The 16042-nt window shown below is 64.3% G+C and carries 15 protein-coding genes; all 15 read right to left on the bottom strand.

Annotation, left to right across the window (positions count from 1 at the left end):
- Positions 1–8: 8 nt before the first annotated feature.
- From C7440_RS14445 to C7440_RS14375, 15 genes are read right to left on the bottom strand one after another with little or no spacing between them, the layout of a single operon-like run.
- The gene (locus C7440_RS14445) at positions 9–341 is read right to left on the bottom strand and encodes a cytochrome C oxidase subunit IV family protein (protein WP_116519024.1); all 333 of its coding nucleotides are present in this window, start codon (positions 339–341) and stop codon (positions 9–11) included.
- Entirely contained in the window at positions 338–970 is a 633-nt protein-coding gene (locus C7440_RS14440; RefSeq protein ID WP_116519023.1) for a cytochrome c oxidase subunit 3, read from the bottom strand. Before C7440_RS14440 ends, C7440_RS14445 begins: the two co-directional genes overlap by 4 nt.
- Positions 967–2607 carry a cytochrome c oxidase subunit I gene (gene ctaD, locus C7440_RS14435; RefSeq protein WP_180064394.1) on the bottom strand — a complete coding sequence of 547 codons (1641 nt, stop codon included), beginning with the start codon at positions 2605–2607 and terminating at the stop codon, positions 967–969. Before ctaD ends, C7440_RS14440 begins: the two co-directional genes overlap by 4 nt.
- Positions 2604–3557 (bottom strand): cytochrome c oxidase subunit II, encoded by a 954-nt coding sequence (coxB, locus tag C7440_RS14430; RefSeq protein WP_017523293.1) that lies wholly within the window; start codon positions 3555–3557, stop codon positions 2604–2606. Before coxB ends, ctaD begins: the two co-directional genes overlap by 4 nt.
- Positions 3554–4369 carry an SCO family protein gene (locus C7440_RS14425; protein WP_133244295.1) on the bottom strand — a complete coding sequence of 272 codons (816 nt, stop codon included), beginning with the start codon at positions 4367–4369 and terminating at the stop codon, positions 3554–3556. The genes coxB and C7440_RS14425 overlap by 4 nt, the downstream gene beginning before the upstream one ends.
- On the bottom strand, positions 4366–4740 hold the full coding sequence (locus C7440_RS14420) for a hypothetical protein (RefSeq protein WP_116519020.1): 375 nt from the start codon (positions 4738–4740) through the stop codon (positions 4366–4368). The genes C7440_RS14425 and C7440_RS14420 overlap by 4 nt, the downstream gene beginning before the upstream one ends.
- Positions 4737–5852 carry a hypothetical protein gene (locus C7440_RS14415; RefSeq protein ID WP_116519019.1) on the bottom strand — a complete coding sequence of 372 codons (1116 nt, stop codon included), beginning with the start codon at positions 5850–5852 and terminating at the stop codon, positions 4737–4739. Before C7440_RS14415 ends, C7440_RS14420 begins: the two co-directional genes overlap by 4 nt.
- Complete coding sequence (locus tag C7440_RS14410; RefSeq protein WP_243410926.1) at positions 5849–6490, bottom strand: c-type cytochrome; 642 nt, start codon at positions 6488–6490, stop codon at positions 5849–5851. The genes C7440_RS14415 and C7440_RS14410 overlap by 4 nt, the downstream gene beginning before the upstream one ends.
- Positions 6487–7032, bottom strand: coding sequence for a DUF3341 domain-containing protein (locus C7440_RS14405; RefSeq protein WP_017523298.1), 546 nt, complete (start codon positions 7030–7032; stop codon positions 6487–6489). The genes C7440_RS14410 and C7440_RS14405 overlap by 4 nt, the downstream gene beginning before the upstream one ends.
- Positions 7029–8429, bottom strand: a complete 1401-nt coding sequence (gene nrfD / locus C7440_RS14400; RefSeq protein ID WP_116519017.1) for an NrfD/PsrC family molybdoenzyme membrane anchor subunit — start codon at positions 8427–8429, stop codon at positions 7029–7031. The genes C7440_RS14405 and nrfD overlap by 4 nt, the downstream gene beginning before the upstream one ends.
- Positions 8422–11298, bottom strand: a complete 2877-nt coding sequence (locus C7440_RS20125; RefSeq protein ID WP_116519016.1) for a 4Fe-4S dicluster domain-containing protein — start codon at positions 11296–11298, stop codon at positions 8422–8424. The genes nrfD and C7440_RS20125 overlap by 8 nt, the downstream gene beginning before the upstream one ends.
- 12 nt (positions 11299–11310) lie before the next feature.
- Entirely contained in the window at positions 11311–11961 is a 651-nt protein-coding gene (locus C7440_RS14390; protein ID WP_116519015.1) for a cytochrome c3 family protein, read from the bottom strand.
- Between the two features lie 9 nt (positions 11962–11970).
- Positions 11971–13254, bottom strand: coding sequence for a c-type cytochrome (locus C7440_RS14385; protein ID WP_116519014.1), 1284 nt, complete (start codon positions 13252–13254; stop codon positions 11971–11973).
- 12 nt (positions 13255–13266) lie between these two features.
- Entirely contained in the window at positions 13267–15030 is a 1764-nt protein-coding gene (locus C7440_RS14380) for a GMC family oxidoreductase (RefSeq protein WP_116519013.1), read from the bottom strand.
- Between the two features lie 10 nt (positions 15031–15040).
- On the bottom strand, positions 15041–15826 hold the full coding sequence (locus C7440_RS14375) for a gluconate 2-dehydrogenase subunit 3 family protein (protein ID WP_243410925.1): 786 nt from the start codon (positions 15824–15826) through the stop codon (positions 15041–15043).
- Positions 15827–16042 lie beyond the last annotated feature (216 nt).

Here is a 16042-nt window from a genome sequence, read left to right as displayed (position 1 = left end):
GGAGTCGTTCAATAATTATTCACAGGCTTGCGCACAGATTCGGTGGATAAGTCGCTCCCCCGGCCTTGCCATGCGCTGTGCTGTATATGGCGCGTAAGGAAATCGGCGCCGCTCAGGATGAATAATAGGCTCAGCATGACCAATGCCACCACGGCGGCGATGCGTATCAGGGCGATGCCGTGGCGCAGGTGCATGAAGAACATGGCAACCAGCACGGCCTTGGCCACTGCGATGGCCGCGTTCAGAATGGCGTTCGCCGGCCCCAGCGGCAGCAGGGAGCCAAATGCCGTGATGCACAGCAGGACCATGAGGGCGAACCAGGTAAGAATGAGCGTCTTCATGATGCCCTCCCCGCGAGATAGAGTGCGGGAAACAGGAATATCCAGACGATATCTACGAAGTGCCAGTACAGGCCGCATATCTCCAGGCGGCGCACGCTGTTGCGTCCCTTCGGGCCGGCGAGCTTTCCGCGGCAGTACAGCATCAGGCCGATTCCGATGGCCATGTGCACGGCGTGAAGCAGCGTGGCGAAGAAATAGATGAAGTAAAAAAGCTGCGCGGCGGCCTGGTTTGCGGCGTGTTCGACATGAAATCCCGCCCGGCCGGGAACAAGGCCTTGCAGCCAGTCCTGGCGGTATTCCCAACCCTTGATCAGCAGAAACACAGCACCCAGCAGCACAACCACATCGAGCGAGCGCCGCGCCGGGCGAAGGTCGCCGCGCTGGGCCAGCAGCAAGGCGATGGCGACAAACAGGCTGCTGCTCAGCAACACGGCGGTGTTGATGGTTCCAAGCCAGAAATCGGTACTGCGGCTGGCGGCTTCGAATGCTTCGGGCCAGGCATGCCGTCCATACAGGTAGGCGAGAAACACCGGACCGAAGAACATGATTTCGGATGCGAGGAAAACCCACATTCCCAGGCGTGCGCGCGCATCTTCGATGGTGTCGACGTGGCCGGAGGCGGTGTTCATTCCTGTGTGCTCCCGATGGGCGGATAGTCATACGGAGGCTTCGAACCGTCTGGCGGCCGATCGAAATTGTGCTGGGGCGGCGGCGAGGGCGTAGTCCATTCCAGGCCGCTTGCACGCCAGGGGTTGGATGGGGCGCGGGCACCACGCCGCAAGGACCACAGCAGGTAGGCAACCGGCAGCAGATAACCCAGGGCGAGCAGGGCCGCACCGCCGGAGGACAGGACGTTCAGAGCCTGGAAGTGGTCGGGATAACTGTGGTAGCGACGCGGCATGCCTTCGTAGCCCAGCAGGTATTGGGGGAAGAAGGTCAGGTTGAAGCCGGCAAAGATGATGAGCGCGGCTGTCCGGGCCCAGGCTTCGGAATAAAGGCGTCCGGTGATCTTGGGCCACCAGTAGTGTACGGCGCCCAGGTAGGCCATGACGGCGCCGCCCACCATGATGTAATGGAAGTGCGCCACCACGAAGTAGGTGTCGGTAACGTGGACATCCACCGCCAGCGAGGCCAGGAACAGGCCGGTCAGCCCGCCCTGAAGAAACAGCACCACGAAGCCCAGGGCATACAGCATGGGCGCCGAAAAGGTGATGGCCCCCTTGTAAAGGGTGGCCGTCCAGTTGAACACCTTGATGGCCGACGGTACGGCCACCGTGAAGCTCAGCACCGAGAACACCATGCTGGCATATACCAACTGGCCGCTGACGAACATATGGTGCCCCCACACCAGAAAGCTGATGACCGCGATGCCAATGATGGCGAAGGCCATGAAGCGATAGCCGAATACCGGCCGGCGCGCGAAGCAGGGAATGATCTCGCTGGCCACGCCCATGGCGGGCAGCACCATGATGTAGACCGCCGGATGGGAGTAGAACCAGAACAGATGCTGGAACAGTAATGGGTCTCCTCCCAAGGCGGGGTTGAACAGGCCGATATGCAGCACACGCTCCGCGGCAAGCAGCAGCAGGGTAATCGCCAGCACGGGCGTGGCCAGCACCAGGATGACGCTCGTGGCGTATATGGCCCAGACAAACAGGGGCATGCGCATCCAGCCCATGCCGGGCGCGCGCAGCGTATGCACCGTGACGATGAAGTTCAGTCCGGTGAGAATCGACGAGAAGCCCACTATCAGCACGCCGGCCAGGGTAAGGATGACGTGGGTGTTGGAGAACACCGACGAGTAGGGGGTGTAGAACGTCCAGCCGGTGTCCACGCCGCCCAGCATCAGCGCTGCGATGGTAAACAGGCCGCCAAAGGCATACAGGTACCAGCTGAGCAGGTTCAGGCGCGGGAAGGCCAGGTCGCGTGCTCCTATCATCAGCGGCAGGACGAAGTTTCCGAACACGGACGGAATGGACGGGATCAGGAACATCCACACCATGATGACGCCATGAGCCGTGAACAGCCGGTTATAGGTGTCGGCGTCGACGAAGTCGGCTGCGGGCGTAACGAGCTCGAGCCGCATCAGCGCGGCGGCAACCGCGCCAATGAAGAAGAAGGCGGTAATGGAAAGCGCATACAGGATGGCGATGCGCTTGTGGTCGCGGCTGGTCAGCCACGACCACAGTGTGTAGCCGTCATGCAGGTAGCTGGATGAAGACCCATCCGGCATAGCGCGGGGCGGGGCGGGGCGGCCGATGTTCATGGACGTTCTCCCATGAGCCGGCCGGTGTCGAGCGACCGTATGTATTCAATGACCGCCATGATTTCTTCTTCGTCGAGCTGATCCTTGAACGAGGGCATGATGGCGTCGTAGCCGGCGACGATTGCTTTTTGCGGCTCGACCATCGAGTCGCGCACATAGGTCTCGTCGGCTACCACGACGCTGCCGTCGGCCAGGTGCACGCGGCGGCCCAGCAGCCCCGACAGTTCGGGCGCGTGCACCGACGATGCCGCCGCGTGGCATCCCATGCATCCATTCCTGCGGAAAATCGCGTAGCCGCGTTCGGCCAGGCCTGGGTGGTCGGCGCCGCCGTCCAGCCAGCGGGCGTAGTCCTGGGGTTCCATGGCGATGATGCGGCCCTTCATTTCTGCGTGATTCGTGCCGCAGTACTCCGCGCACAACAGCATGTATTCGCCGGTCCGGTCGGCCTGGAACCACATGACGGTGTAGCGTCCCGGCACCACGTCGCGCTTGTTGCGCAGGGCCGGCACGAAGAAGCTGTGGATCACGTCCTGGGAGGCAAGCACCAGCTTGATCGGCGTATTGATGGGAACGTGCAGTTCATTGATCTCGCGCCGTCCGTTGGAGTGCTCTGCCTTCCACATCCACTGCTTGGCAAGAACGAATACCCGCAAGGCGTCGCCGGGCGCCTGGAACTGCCGTGAGTAGTCATGCGCCGCCCAGGCAAACAGGTACATGAAGACCAGGAAAGGCGCGATCGTCCAGGCGGCTTCCAGGCCGCGTCCATGAGTCGGGGCGTTGCTGCGATCGGCCCTGGAGCCCTTGCGGTAGCGATAGCAGAACCAGACCATGACCGCGACGATTGCCAGCGCCATCAGGCTCGAGAATCCCACCAGGAACAGATAGAGCCTGTCGGTGCTTCGCGCGGCGGCCGATGCGGCCGGGGGAAGCAGGGTTATGCCCTGGTTCATGCAGGCCTCCCGCTTGCGCGCGTGGCGGCCGTTTCCGCCGCGTGCTTTTTGCGTGAACGGCGCCGCGCCGCCGCCACCCCGGCAACCAAGGCGATCAGGGTAAGCACACCCGCCACCCGCATCATCGACATGATGGCAAGTGTGTAGCGCCCCGCCAGCGGATCGTAATGGCTGCACAGCAATTGGATCTGCTCGATGACGCTGCCTACCTGTCCGTCCGACGCCTCGATCAAGGCAAGCCGCACATCTTTCCGGTCGAATCGCAAGCCCGAAAAATAGCGCGTGATCCTGCCCTGAGGGCTTGCAATGAGGAAGCCGGCGGGGTGGCTGTACTGGTCGCTTTCCGGATCGTAGGCATAGTCGAAACCAGCCGCCTCGGCGAGTTGTCTGATATCGGCCCGATGGCCGGTGAGAAGATGCAGTTCCCGTGCGTCGGCGCCGCTTCGCAGGTACGCGTCGAGCTTGCGCGCGGCATCGTTAGCCGTTTCACGCGGATCGATGCCCACGCCGAGCACGGTGTGGGGTAGGCCGGTGCCGCCCAACCCTTGCAGCACGCCGTCCATGACCGTGCTGCACAGTCGCGGGCAATGATAGTAGCCGAACACCAGTACGACGGGGTGCTTGCCGAAGTAATCGCGCAGATGCCGCTGCCGCCCCTGAGCATCGCGGAAAACGGTGTCCAGCGGCAGTTGAACGCCCAGGTTCTGGCGAAACTGGGTAAGCGGCAGGGCCTGGGCTGTGCCGGCGATGCAGGCCAGCAGGCATAAGCCCACCAAGTGGAAAGCCATGCGCTTAGAATGAAGTGCCCTCATGGTTCGTCCTCAGTCAGGCCCATGAGATAAGCGGCGCGCTGTGCGGCGGGGCGTCCGGAAGGCGCGGCCAGAGCCCGCATCGCTTCATCCACGGGAATTTGCGCCAGGCGCGTATCGCCCTCTACCGGCGCATAGCTCTGGGTCAGGCGCTGCTTTTCGGCCACATAGGCCTGCAGCGCCCGTTGGGGCGCAGCTTCCAGGCCAGGCGGGGGTTGCCGGGCATCGTCGCGCTGCGCGAATGTTTCGCCCAGGTTCCAGATGCGCATCAATGAACCCGCCGCGGCAAGCACCAGCGCCACAGCGGCCAGCAGCAGGATCAGTACGGCCACTACGCCGCGCGTGGAAGTCTCGGTCTCGAACGGCCGGTTCACAAGCGGTCCTCCTTGCAGGGTGAGGTTCCATCGGGGCTCCGGCAAGCCGGTGGCGCCGCCTGGACGAGGCCGGCTCCCCTCCACAGCAGGAACGCCATCGCCGCCAGGATGAGCGGGGCCATCCAGACGGCATGCCAGCCCAGCCCCCTTACCGAAGGCAGCGTGATCCAGACCGATTCGAGCCAGCCCAGCGCGCACAAGGCCAGGGCCAGAATCCGCAAAGCGCGGCGATGCTGCTTGAAAGCCCGGAACAGCAATAGAAGCAGGGGCAGGAAAAACCCGCCCACCACCAGCGCCACGGCCAGCCATACCCACCCGGTCTGCAGGCGCGGCACATACCATGCAATCTCAGGGGGCAGGTTCTCGGCCCAGATGATCAGGAACTGGACGAACCCCAGGTAAGCCCACATCAGCACATACATCAAGAGCAGATTGCCCCAGTCTCGTCCAAGCTGCGGGGGCAGGTTCATGGGCGAGGCGCCCGCGCGAGCGTGCCTGGAGGCCGGGCACAAGGCCGCGGCGACGCCCAGCGCGAAGCCCAGCTTCATGCTCATGCCGATGGCCAGCAGCCCGAAGCCGCTCGAATGCCACTGGGGCGTCAATGACTGGACGAGATCGACGGCGGCCAGGCTCAGGGTTACAGCGTATATCAGGAGTCCGGCTGCGCTGACTCCCTTGCGGCGGGTGGGCAGCAACGCGAACAGCTGCCAAAGCGCGGCATAGGCGATCAGGCGGACAGTGACGAATGCGGGCGACAGCCATGCCGCCTGAAACCCCGGATGCCGGGAATCAGGCTGCCAGCCGGATTGGCTCCACGGATAGAAGGTCCATGCCGCGGCGAGCAGGGGCAGCATCAAGGCCAGCAGCATGGGCATGGCGGCGACGACGCTCTGCCACACGGGGCGCAGCGGCACGCCCCAGCTTCCCCCGGAAAGATCATGCAGCCAGAGATTGGCCTGTGAACCCAGCACGGCACTGGCGCATGTCCACCAGGCCGCCAGCCAGCATGCAAAGAAGACGCGGCGATCGACGAGCAGGCCCAGGCCGCAGGCGGCGACGGCGAGAAATGCAGGGCCCGCCCAACCCGCGCGGAGTGCAGGGCTTCTTGTCATGGCGCTTGCTCCGGCATGGCCGGCCGGGCGGGCAAGGCCTCGCGGGCCTTTTCGGCGATGTCGCGCGGCAGGCGGTCCATTCGCGCGTGCCGGCTCAACTGCAGGGCGCGCACATAGGCCACGATGGCCCAGCGGTCGGCGGGATCGATGCGATCCGCATAAGAGGGCATTACCCCATAGCCTCGGCTGATCACGTCATAGACATAGCGGTCGGTGGCTTGGCGCAAGCGGTCGCTGTGGTAGCTGGGCGGCGAGGGAAAGCCTCGCCGCACAACGCGGCCGTCGCCGTCGCCTGCGGCGCTGTGGCAGGGCAGGCAATAGATCGAGAAGCGCTCCTGGCCCCTCTTCAATAATTGCATGTCGAGCGGATAGGGCTGCGTCCGGGCGGCTTCGTCTCGGACGCGCCGGGCAGTAGCGTCGGCGCCAAGCCGGCCGCTGGACGAGCCTGCGCGCGCTCCGCGCGCGTGAATCACCGTGCCGGCGGGTGGAGTGCGCGAGACGGCCCCATCGGAGAACAGGGCGCTCGAGCCATGCGCCTTTCCACGCGGCTGATCGTACATGTCGCGCATGCTGCGCTCGCATCCGGACAGTGCCAATGCAAGCGCGGTCAGCAGCAGCGGGCCGATCCAGATCCTCATGTCCATACCTCGTCCGAAGCGGTAGCCCCCAGCGATTCGAGCACTTCACGATATTGCTTTGCCGGCGCCGGGCCGGGCATGCCGGGCGGCGGACGCAGGCACAGGAAGTAGCGGTCGCGTGTCGCCAGGCCGAAGCAGGGCGCGTCGAAAATGGGATGGTGCAGGCGCGGCAGGCCGCTGACGGCCAGCATGCCGAGCACGGCGGCCAGCGCGGCGCCCAATATGGTCATCTCGAAGGTGACGGGTATGAACATGGGCCAGCTGTTCAGCGGCCGTCCGCCGATGTTCACGGGGAAAGAGACGACGGCGGCATACCATTGCATGAAGAAGCCCGAAGCCCCTCCCAGCACACCGCCGATCAGCGTGAAAAGAGGCACTTTGCCACGGGGAAGGTCCAATGCTTCGGACAGGCCTTCCACGGCGTAAGGCGCATAGGCCTCGAGCCGCAGATGGCGGTCCCGCCGGCGCAGGCAGCGTATGGCTTCGAGCAGGGCGTCGGGCGTTTCGAAGCGTCCCACCACACCATAGAAACGGGGCGTCATGGCTTGGCCTCCTCAGCGGTTTCCTGAACCAGCCCCCGCATCTCGGCCATGGAGATCATGGGCAGATAGCGGATGAACATAAGGAACAGCCATACGAACAGGGCGATGGACGACAACAGGAAGACCCAGTCCCAGACCGAAGGAAGGAAGACGTCCCAGGCCGAAGGCAGATAGTCCGCGTGCAGGCTCTGGACGACTATCACAAAGCGCTCCATCCACATGCCGGCGTTGACCAGCAGGCTTACGGCCAGCAGCGTGGGGACGTTGCGCCGCGCCCGCCGCCACCACAGCAGCTGCGGCACCACCACGTTGCAGAACATGTAGGCCCAGTACACCGGCGCGTACATTCCGGTGAAGCGGTCCTGGGTCATGTGTATTTCGTAGGTGTCGCCGCTGTAGTAGGCGGTGAATATCTCGCTTGCGTAGCCGTAGGCGACGAACAGGCTGCAGGCCAGCATCACTTTGGCGGCCAGCTCGAGGTGCCGCAGCGTAATGAAGTCGTGCAGCCGAAAGTAGTGGCGCAACGGAATGGCCAGCGTGATGACCATGGCGAACCCCGAGAACAACGCACCGGCGACGAAATAGGGCGGAAAAATGGTCGAATGGTAGCCGGGGGTGTTGCCTATGGAAAAATCCAGCGCCACGACGGTGTGCACCGAAACCACCAGGGGCGTGGCCAGGCCGGCCAGCAATAGATAGGCGGTCTCGTAATGGCGCCAATGCCGGGCGTCGCCGCGCCATCCCAGGGCCAGAATGCCGTAGCCCAAGCGCTTGCCCCGGCTGGCGGCCTTGTCGCGCAGCGAGGCCAGATCGGGAATCAGGCCCACGTACCAGAACAGCAGCGACACCAGCAGATAGGTGGAAATGGCGAATATGTCCCAGACCAGCGGACTGCGCCATTGCGGCCAGAGCTCCATGCGGTTGGGGTAGGGCAGCAGCCAATAGGCGAACCATGGCCGCCCAAGGTGGAATATGGGGAAAAGCCCGGCGATGCCGGCTGCGAAAAGCGTCATTGCCTCGGCATAGCGATTGATGGACGTGCGCCACCGCTGGCGCAGCAGCAGCAGGATGGCCGAGATGAAGGTGCCTGCGTGGCCTATCCCTATCCACCAGACGAAATTGCCCAAGGCGAAACCCCAGGCGACGGGAATGTTCACGCCGAACAGTCCCACGCCGCGCATGAAAAGCCAGGTGCTGGCGGCCAGCAGCGTCAGCACGCCGCCAAAGCTGATCAGCAAGGCGCTGCGCCAACGCCAGTGCGCATGCCATCCGCGCGTCCATGGGCCCCCGCGCCCCAGCACCACGCCAGCGATCTTGTCGGTGACGCCGCCCGCGGTCCAGCCGGCGCCCAGTTCCGGGGTGCCGGGTGAAACGGCTTTTTCCTCGCGCTCAGCCATCGTCCTCCCCCAGGCCGGCTTCCTTGTCGTGGATGCGGGCCAGGTAGCTGGTCCGCGGGCGGGTGTTCAGTTCGGCCAGCACGGTGTAGTTGCGCGCGGAGGCCTTGGCCCGGCTGACGCGGCTGTGCGGATCGGCCGTGTCGCCGAATACGATGGCCTGCGTCGGACAGGTCGCCTCGCAGGCGGTCACCACATCGCCGTCCCTTAGGGGCCGGCCCTGCTTCTGGGCCTCGATGCGCGCGTGCGAAATGCGCTGCACGCAATACGTGCACTTTTCCATGACGCCCCGCTGGCGCACCGTCACGTCCGGGTTGGCGCGGGCGGCGGCGCTGGGATCATGGTCGGCGTAGTCGAAGAAATTGAAACGCCTGACCTTGTAAGGACAGTTGTTCGAACAGAAGCGCGTGCCGACGCAGCGGTTGTACACCTGCACGTTCAAGCCCTCGCTGTCGTGCATGGTGGCCCCGACCGGACACACGATTTCGCAGGGAGCGTTCTCGCAGTGCTGGCAGGCCATGGGCTGGAATTGCGCCCGGCCGCCGGAATCGTCGTGGTAGACATCGATGCGCATCCAGTGCATTTCCCGGCCCCGCGCGACTTCTTCCGGGCCCACCGACGGTATGTTGTTCTCGGCCTGGCAGGCAATGGCGCAGGCATTGCATCCTATGCATGCGTCCAGGTCCACCGTCATGCCCCAGGCCGGGCCGTCATACTGGCGCGGCGGATACAGCGAAGGCGGGGCTGCATCGGCGGCATCAGTTCCGTCCCGGGCATGCAGGCTTACGCTGCGCACGGGCTCACGGCCCGCCAGGCCCATCTCGTGTTGCGTGACGGCAAAGGCATAGCGTTGCCCGGTGGACCGCAATTGCACGGCAGCGCTGCGCAGCGACATGCCGTTTCGCACGTCCTGCAAGGCATGGGCGTCGAAACCGCGTCCTTGTGCGACCGAGCCTCCCTGGCGCCGTCCATAGCCAAGAGGCAGCGTAATGACGCCTTCGGCCTGGCCGGGCACGACCCAGACCGGGGCCAGCAGCCCGTCGGGCTTGTCCGCCGAGGACAGGGACACCACGTCGCCATTGCGCAAGCCATGCCGGCCAGCCGTGGCGGGACCGATCAATGCGGCATTGTCCCAGGTGATTTTCGTATAGGGCCGCGGCAATTCCTGCAGCCACGCGTTGTTGGCCTGATTGCAAGAGACGATGTTGTGGTCATTCGCAAATACGGCAATAAGCTGCGGTTCAGGGCCAGGCCCCTCGGGAAGGCGCGCCTTCAATGCCTTTTCATCGATGGGCACAAGCCGGTGTACCTGCGCCTCCTCGATCACGCCCCGGCGCAATGCCTCTTCCCATCGGCGCTCGAACTCTTCGGCGTCATTCATGTTCCATGTGTTTCTCCATTGGGCCCGCACGAGCTCATGGGCGCTGCGCGTGCGCATGTGGGCCAGCATGTCCAGCACTTCGTGGGCAGAGCGGCCGCCATACAGGGGCGCGATGACGGGCTGAACGAGGCTTGCCGTGCCGTCGAAGCTGCGCGCATCGCTCCAGGCCTCCAGCTCGTGCGCCATGGGTATATGCCAGCTACTGGCGTGCGCGGTCTCGTCGCGGTAAAGGCCCATGTGTATCGAGCAGGCCACCCTGCTCAAGCCCCTGGCGAAATCGAGCGCGCCGGGGCTGTCGTACACAGGGTTCACGTCCAGCATCAACAGGGTCTGCACGTCTCCGTCGTGCATCGCCTGTACCAGGGCTCCCAGGCCTTCGGGCGCCGGGGCAGCGTCGTGCGTGCCGTCGGCAAGAGGGGCGGGCGGCAACCGCTGCGCGATGGGGTGGATCGTCCGGCCAAGGTTGCCCAGCCGCGTATTGATCCGCCATGCCAGAAGGTGCGCGCGGGGAGACAGGCTATGGCCTGGAATCACGGCACTGGCGCCGTGCGCGGCGCTCAGCTGGGTGCACAGGCGGCTTACCCATGCCGCTTGCGGCCCGGGCCTTTGCTCGGCCATCGCATCGGAAACGCCAAGCTGCGAGGCGATCATGTCGAGCACCGCCTCCATGCCGGCGGGGCTCAGGGCGATGCGCGTGTCCGCCACCGCGCCGCAAAGGCCGGGAGTGCTTTCCAGCGCATACATGCGCGCCCGGGGCTCGCCACGCCGGGCGTTCATGAAGTCGTGGGCATTGCGCAGGCCGTCGGCCGACGGCCCGAACAGCTCGGCGTCCAGGCTCAGTACGGTGTGTGCGTGCTCCAGGCGGTAGAGCGGCTGCACGGGGCCTCCGAACAACTGTCGTGCCGCGTGATTCGCCGCGTCGCAGCCCGCGGGGTCATGCACATGCCATCGTGCCTCGGGAAAGCGCGCAAGGATTTCGCCGATCTGGGCCAGCAGGGTGGGAGAGGACACCGGGCCGGACAGCAGCCGCAGCCCCCTGCCTCGCGCGGCGGCCTCCTGGCCCATTTGCGTCGCCAGGGAGTCGAGCAGGGTCGTCCAGGTAGACGGCTGGCCGCCGCGCATCACGGTTCGGGAGCGCTCCGGATCCCAAAGAGTCAGGATGGCGGCCTGGGACTGTGCATCGGCAGCGCCCAGGCTGGCGGGATGGGCGGGATTGCCTTCTATCTTGATGGGGCGGCCCGATTCGGTCTCTACCAGCACGCCCATGCCGCAGCCGTGGCGCAGCAGGGTGCTGGCGTAGAAAACCGGATCGCCGGGCGCCATGCCTTCGGGCATGTTCACATAAGGCCTGATCTTTTCGGGCGGCGGCTGGCCGCATCCCGAACCCGCCAGGGCCGCCGAGGCGGCCATCAGCTTGAGCACGCGCCGTCGGCCCCCATCGACCCCGATGGCGGCGGCGGTGCTTGCGGTGGGTGCGACGAGACGTCTCATGGGGCGCTTTACTCAACGATGGCAGGTGGAACAGTCAGTCAGGCGCCGAGGGTCTTCGAGCCGCAGCGATTGCAGCAGCTGTTCGGCCTGGGCGTCGCTAAGGGCGGGGAAGCTTTCCATGGCGGTGATATGGTCAAGCGGCACCACCCGTCCCGAGGGATCGCGGTGGCAGTCCAGGCACCACTGCATGTCTGGCGCCTGCTGCCGCACGAGTACCGGCATCTGGTCCACCCTGCCGTGGCAACTGACGCAAGCCACACCCTTGTTCACATGAATGCTGTGATTGAAGAACACGAAATCGGGCAGGTCATATACCCGGTTCCACGCAATGGGTTTGCCGCTTTGCATGCTTTCATGCAGGGGCGCCAGGGCGGGCGCATCGCGAAACAGCTGCGAATGGCAGCTCAGGCAGATGCCGGTGGTGGGCATGCCGGCGGAAGCCGAGGTTTCAACCGTGGTGTGACAATAGCGGCAATCTATGCCGTCGTCTCCGACGTGATGCTTGTGGCTGAAGGGTATGGGTTGGGGCACCGCCACGCCGGGTTCCACAGGCGAAGTCGTGCGCCAGACCATGCCCGCCACGGTCAAGACCAGCAAAGCCACCGGCACCAGCAATATCAGCTTGACCAGCAGGACTTCCGAGCGCTCCAGAAGCTGCGGCATGGCGCTTCCTCAATGCAGCGAGTGCGAGATAAGGCGCTTGTAGCGCGGTCCGTATTCATGCACGGCCTTGCGGACCTTCCCGACCTGGTCTTCTGAAACGGCGGGGGCCTTGTTGCCCCAGGCATTGCGAACGTAGGTCAGCACATCGGCGATCTCCTCGTCGTTCAATTTCCAGTCGAAGGCGGGCATGGCCAGGCCGCTCGGCAGTTCCGGCGGATCGGCCATGTGGTCGCCGGCCAATACCACCTGTATCAGGGTCTGCGGCTCTGCGGCCTGTATGGGCGGACTGTCGGCCAGCGGAGGAAAGGCTTCCGCCTGCCCCTTGCCGTCCGCCATATGGCAGCCCATGCATTGATCTATATAGATGCCTTTGCCGCGTGCCATGACGTCCTCGCCGATCTCCGGATTCTTTTCATCGTCAATGCCGGCATCGTGGGCGGGAATGCTTTTGAGGTAGGTGGCCATGGCCGCCAGATCTTCTTTGCTGAGATGGCGCGTAGAGTTCATGACCACCTCGGTCATGGGCCCGGTGCTGGCGGTATCTCGATTGGCCCCCATAGCCAGGTATTGCACGATGTCGTCGACCGACCAACTGCCCAGGCCGTCGCGCTGGTGTCCGGTAAGGCTGGGCGCGAACCAGCTTTCGCCGGCATCGCCGCCCTGCATCGCTTTGCTGTTCTTCGAAGCGCCCAGCATGTTCTTGGGTGTGTGGCAGGCTGCGCAATGCGCCAGTCCGGTCACCAGGTAGGCGCCGCGGTTCCACTCTTCGGACTTCGCCGGATTGTCGACGTACTGGCCCGGAGTGAAGAAAAGCAGCTTCCATCCCGACACCAACTGGCGCCAGCCCAGCGGCCAGATCAATTCGTTTTCGGGCGGAAAGGCTCTTGCGGGTTCCAGCGTGTCCAGAAATGCCTTCAAGGAATCGCTGTCCTCGCGAGTCATCTTGGTGAACCAGGGATAGGGACAGGCCGGATACAGGTTCTTGCCGTCCTTGCGCACGCCTTCGTGCATGGCCCGGTAGAAATCGTCGGCGCCCCAGTTGCCGATGCCCGTCTCGATGTCGGGAGTGATGTTGCTGGAGAAAATGGTGCCGAATGGCGTTTCGACCGGATAGCCGCCCGCGAAGGGCTTGCCTCCTTTTACCGTGTGGCAGGAAACGCAGTCGCCCGCGGCGGCCAGATAGCGGCCCCTCTGGATCTGGGTGAATTCGGTGCCCTGCGCATGCGCGGCGGCGGCCAGTGCGCACAGGCCGCTCAGCAGCAGGGCTTCCAGCCCATGTTTATGTGCATGCATGTCGCCTCCTGTTCAGGCCTGGACCAGCGGCCCGGGGTTCTTCAAATACATGCCGCGTATGGCGTCGGCCGCCCAGTAGGCCAGTGCGCCGACGGTGCCGGTGGGGTTGTAGCCCGCGTTCTGGGGAAAATTGCAGGCGCCCACCACGAACACATTGGGCACGTCCCAGCTTTGCAGATAGCGGTTGACGACGCTGGTGCGCGGATCGTCGCCCATGACCGCGCCGCCCGTGTTGTGCGTGGTCTGGTAGGGCACGATCGAGTAGGGCTTCTTGCGTCCTTTTACGTTGATCGACCTTGGCTTCATCGCCTTGGCGACGCCTTCCGCCTTGCCGGTGAGAAAGTCCGACATCCGGTAGTCGTTGTCGTGGAAATCGAAGGTCATGCGCAATAGGGGGTCGCCGTATATGTCCTTGTAGGTGGGGTCCAGGTCGAGATAGGCCTGACGATGGCTGACGACGCTGCCGTGCGTGGAAATGGACACGCTCTTCAGGTAGTTCTCGGCCATGGCCTTCTTCCAGCCGGCTCCCCACTTGGGTGTGTCCTTGGGCAGATGATGCTGCAGAATGGGGCGGCCGCCCGTTGTCCATAGGGCGATGTATCCTCCGCCTATGAAGCCTTCCGGGCCATGGTCGAAGTTGTCGGTATTGAAATCGTCAATGGCCTGGCCCAGCGCGCCTGCACCCATGTAGGGGTTGATCAGCTCATCGACGAAGACCTCGACCGACGAGGTGATCTGGTAGGCATAGTTGCGGCCGGTAACCCCGGTGCCGCTTGCCGGATCGTAGGGCGTGCCTATGCCCGAAAGCAGCAGCAGATGCACATTGTGATGCGCGAAGGCGCACAGGATCACCAGTTGTGCGGACTGTTCGTATTCCTGGCCTTGCAGGTCGCGGTACAGCACGCCCCTGGCCTTCTTGCCGGTGTTGTCCAGCAAGACACGGGTCACGTCGCACCCGGTGCGATACGAGAAGTTGTCCTTCTTGAGGAGTACGGGCAGTATGGTCGACTGCGGCGAGGCCTTGGAATAGTTGCCGCAGCCAAACCACTCACAGAACCCGCAATAGGTGCACTGGCCCATCTGCACGCCCAGCGGATTCTTGTAGGGGCGCGAGGTATTGGCGGCCGGGGCGGCAAAAGGATGGTAGCCAAGCTCGCGAGCCGCCTTGTCGAACATCAGCGAACCGATGCTGCGTTCAAGCGGGGGCAGGGGATAGTCGCGGCTGCGCGCGCCTTCGAATGGGTTGCCCTCAGTTTGTCGCGCGCCTTCCAGATTGCCGGCCTTTCCCGATACGCCGCACAGGTACTCGAAGCGGTCAAAGCAAGGTTCCAGTTCTTCATAGGTGACACCCCAATCCTGAATGGTGAGGTCTTCGGGAATGAAGCCGGCGCCGTAGCGCTCTTCTACATGAGAACGCAGCACGAAATCGTCGGGTAGGAAGCGCCAGGTCTGCCCGTTCCAGTGCACTCCCGCGCCTCCCACGCCGGCGCCGGGCCTGAAAGAGCCCAGATTGCGCATGGGCAACGCCGTCTGGTCGCGTGTGTTGCGAAAGCTCAGCGTCTCGCGCACAGGGGCCTGGAACAGGCCGCCGCGCACCGCGTACTTCAACTCATCCTGTATATGGGTCGTGGCGAAGTCGGGCACGGTGGCCCGATCCATGCCGCGTTCCAGCGCAAGCACCTGCACGCCTTCTTCGGTGAGCTCTTGCGCAATGATCGACGCGGTCCAGCCGAATCCAACCAGAACGACATCCACGGGTTTCAGTCTTTTGGCCATTCTTCCTCCTTTACGAGCGCATGCGCGTACCGTCGCGTCCCAACAGGCCCACAGGGGGCATGGTGTAGGGGTCGCCGTAGCGCGTGATTTCGTCGACATAGTTGTAGCGGGGCCCCGGAAAGCCGATCAGCTTCCAGCCTGCGAAGTCGCGATTGCCGCCGTACATCGGGTCGGAGAGAAAACCTTCCTGTGTGTTCTGCCAAAGAACCGAGAAAAATGCCTGGGCCGGAAAGTCCTCCAGTTCGATCTTGTTTTCATCCAGATCGTGCAGGACCTGGTCCTGGTCCTCGGGCGACAGCTCGGCGTAGGGCTTGCCGTCATGGCGCTCGCGACAGTAGGCGTCCACGCCCGCGATCGCCTTGCGATACAGTTGAGCCGGGGTTTCCTCCAGCTGGTAGCCCTGCTGGTCCGACCCCGCCGCCCACGGTCCTTCCATATACCAGCGGTCGGCGCGGCCGTATGGCCCCGACAGTTGGCGATCTATGAAGACCGGAACGCCCGCCTCGAGGGCGCCGGGGTCCTTGTCGTCACCGGGTATGAGCCGTGCCGTGGCGGCCTGAATGAAGCGGTATTCGTCAGCCGAGAAGAATGTGCGGGCCAGGGCCGGCCGCTGCGTCTCGTTGCTGCAGGCGGGCAGGGCAAGCACCGCGGGAAGGGCCAGCGCGGCCTGCACGAACCGCCGTCGGCTGAAGAAATCCGGTGCGCCGCTGGGCCAGGTGCTTGGCGAGGCCGCAGCGCACGCGCGCGAGAGCAGATTGCCCGCGGCTGCGCCCGGTGATTTATTGGCTGTGGTCATGATTGTCTCCGCATCGCAATACGGCCACGACCCCAGCAAAGTGCATTCCTGAATACAAGCTTACCCAGCGTGCGGCGGCGAATCCGTCTTCGCTTGCTTGTCGGCGCTGCATGCGATTAAGCGCATTGTCAGCGACGATATGGCGCGCCGTGCGGTTCAGTTTCCAAACGCAAGAAAGCCGGGCTTGCGAGCCCGGCTTTCTATATCAGCCCGTTG

Origin of the sequence: Pusillimonas noertemannii, assembly GCF_003096595.1 — a bacterium.
Lineage (GTDB): Bacteria > Pseudomonadota > Gammaproteobacteria > Burkholderiales > Burkholderiaceae_B > Pusillimonas > Pusillimonas noertemannii.
The sequence above is the reverse complement of the archived record's forward strand: the minus strand, read 5'-3'. Positions and strand labels throughout refer to the sequence as shown.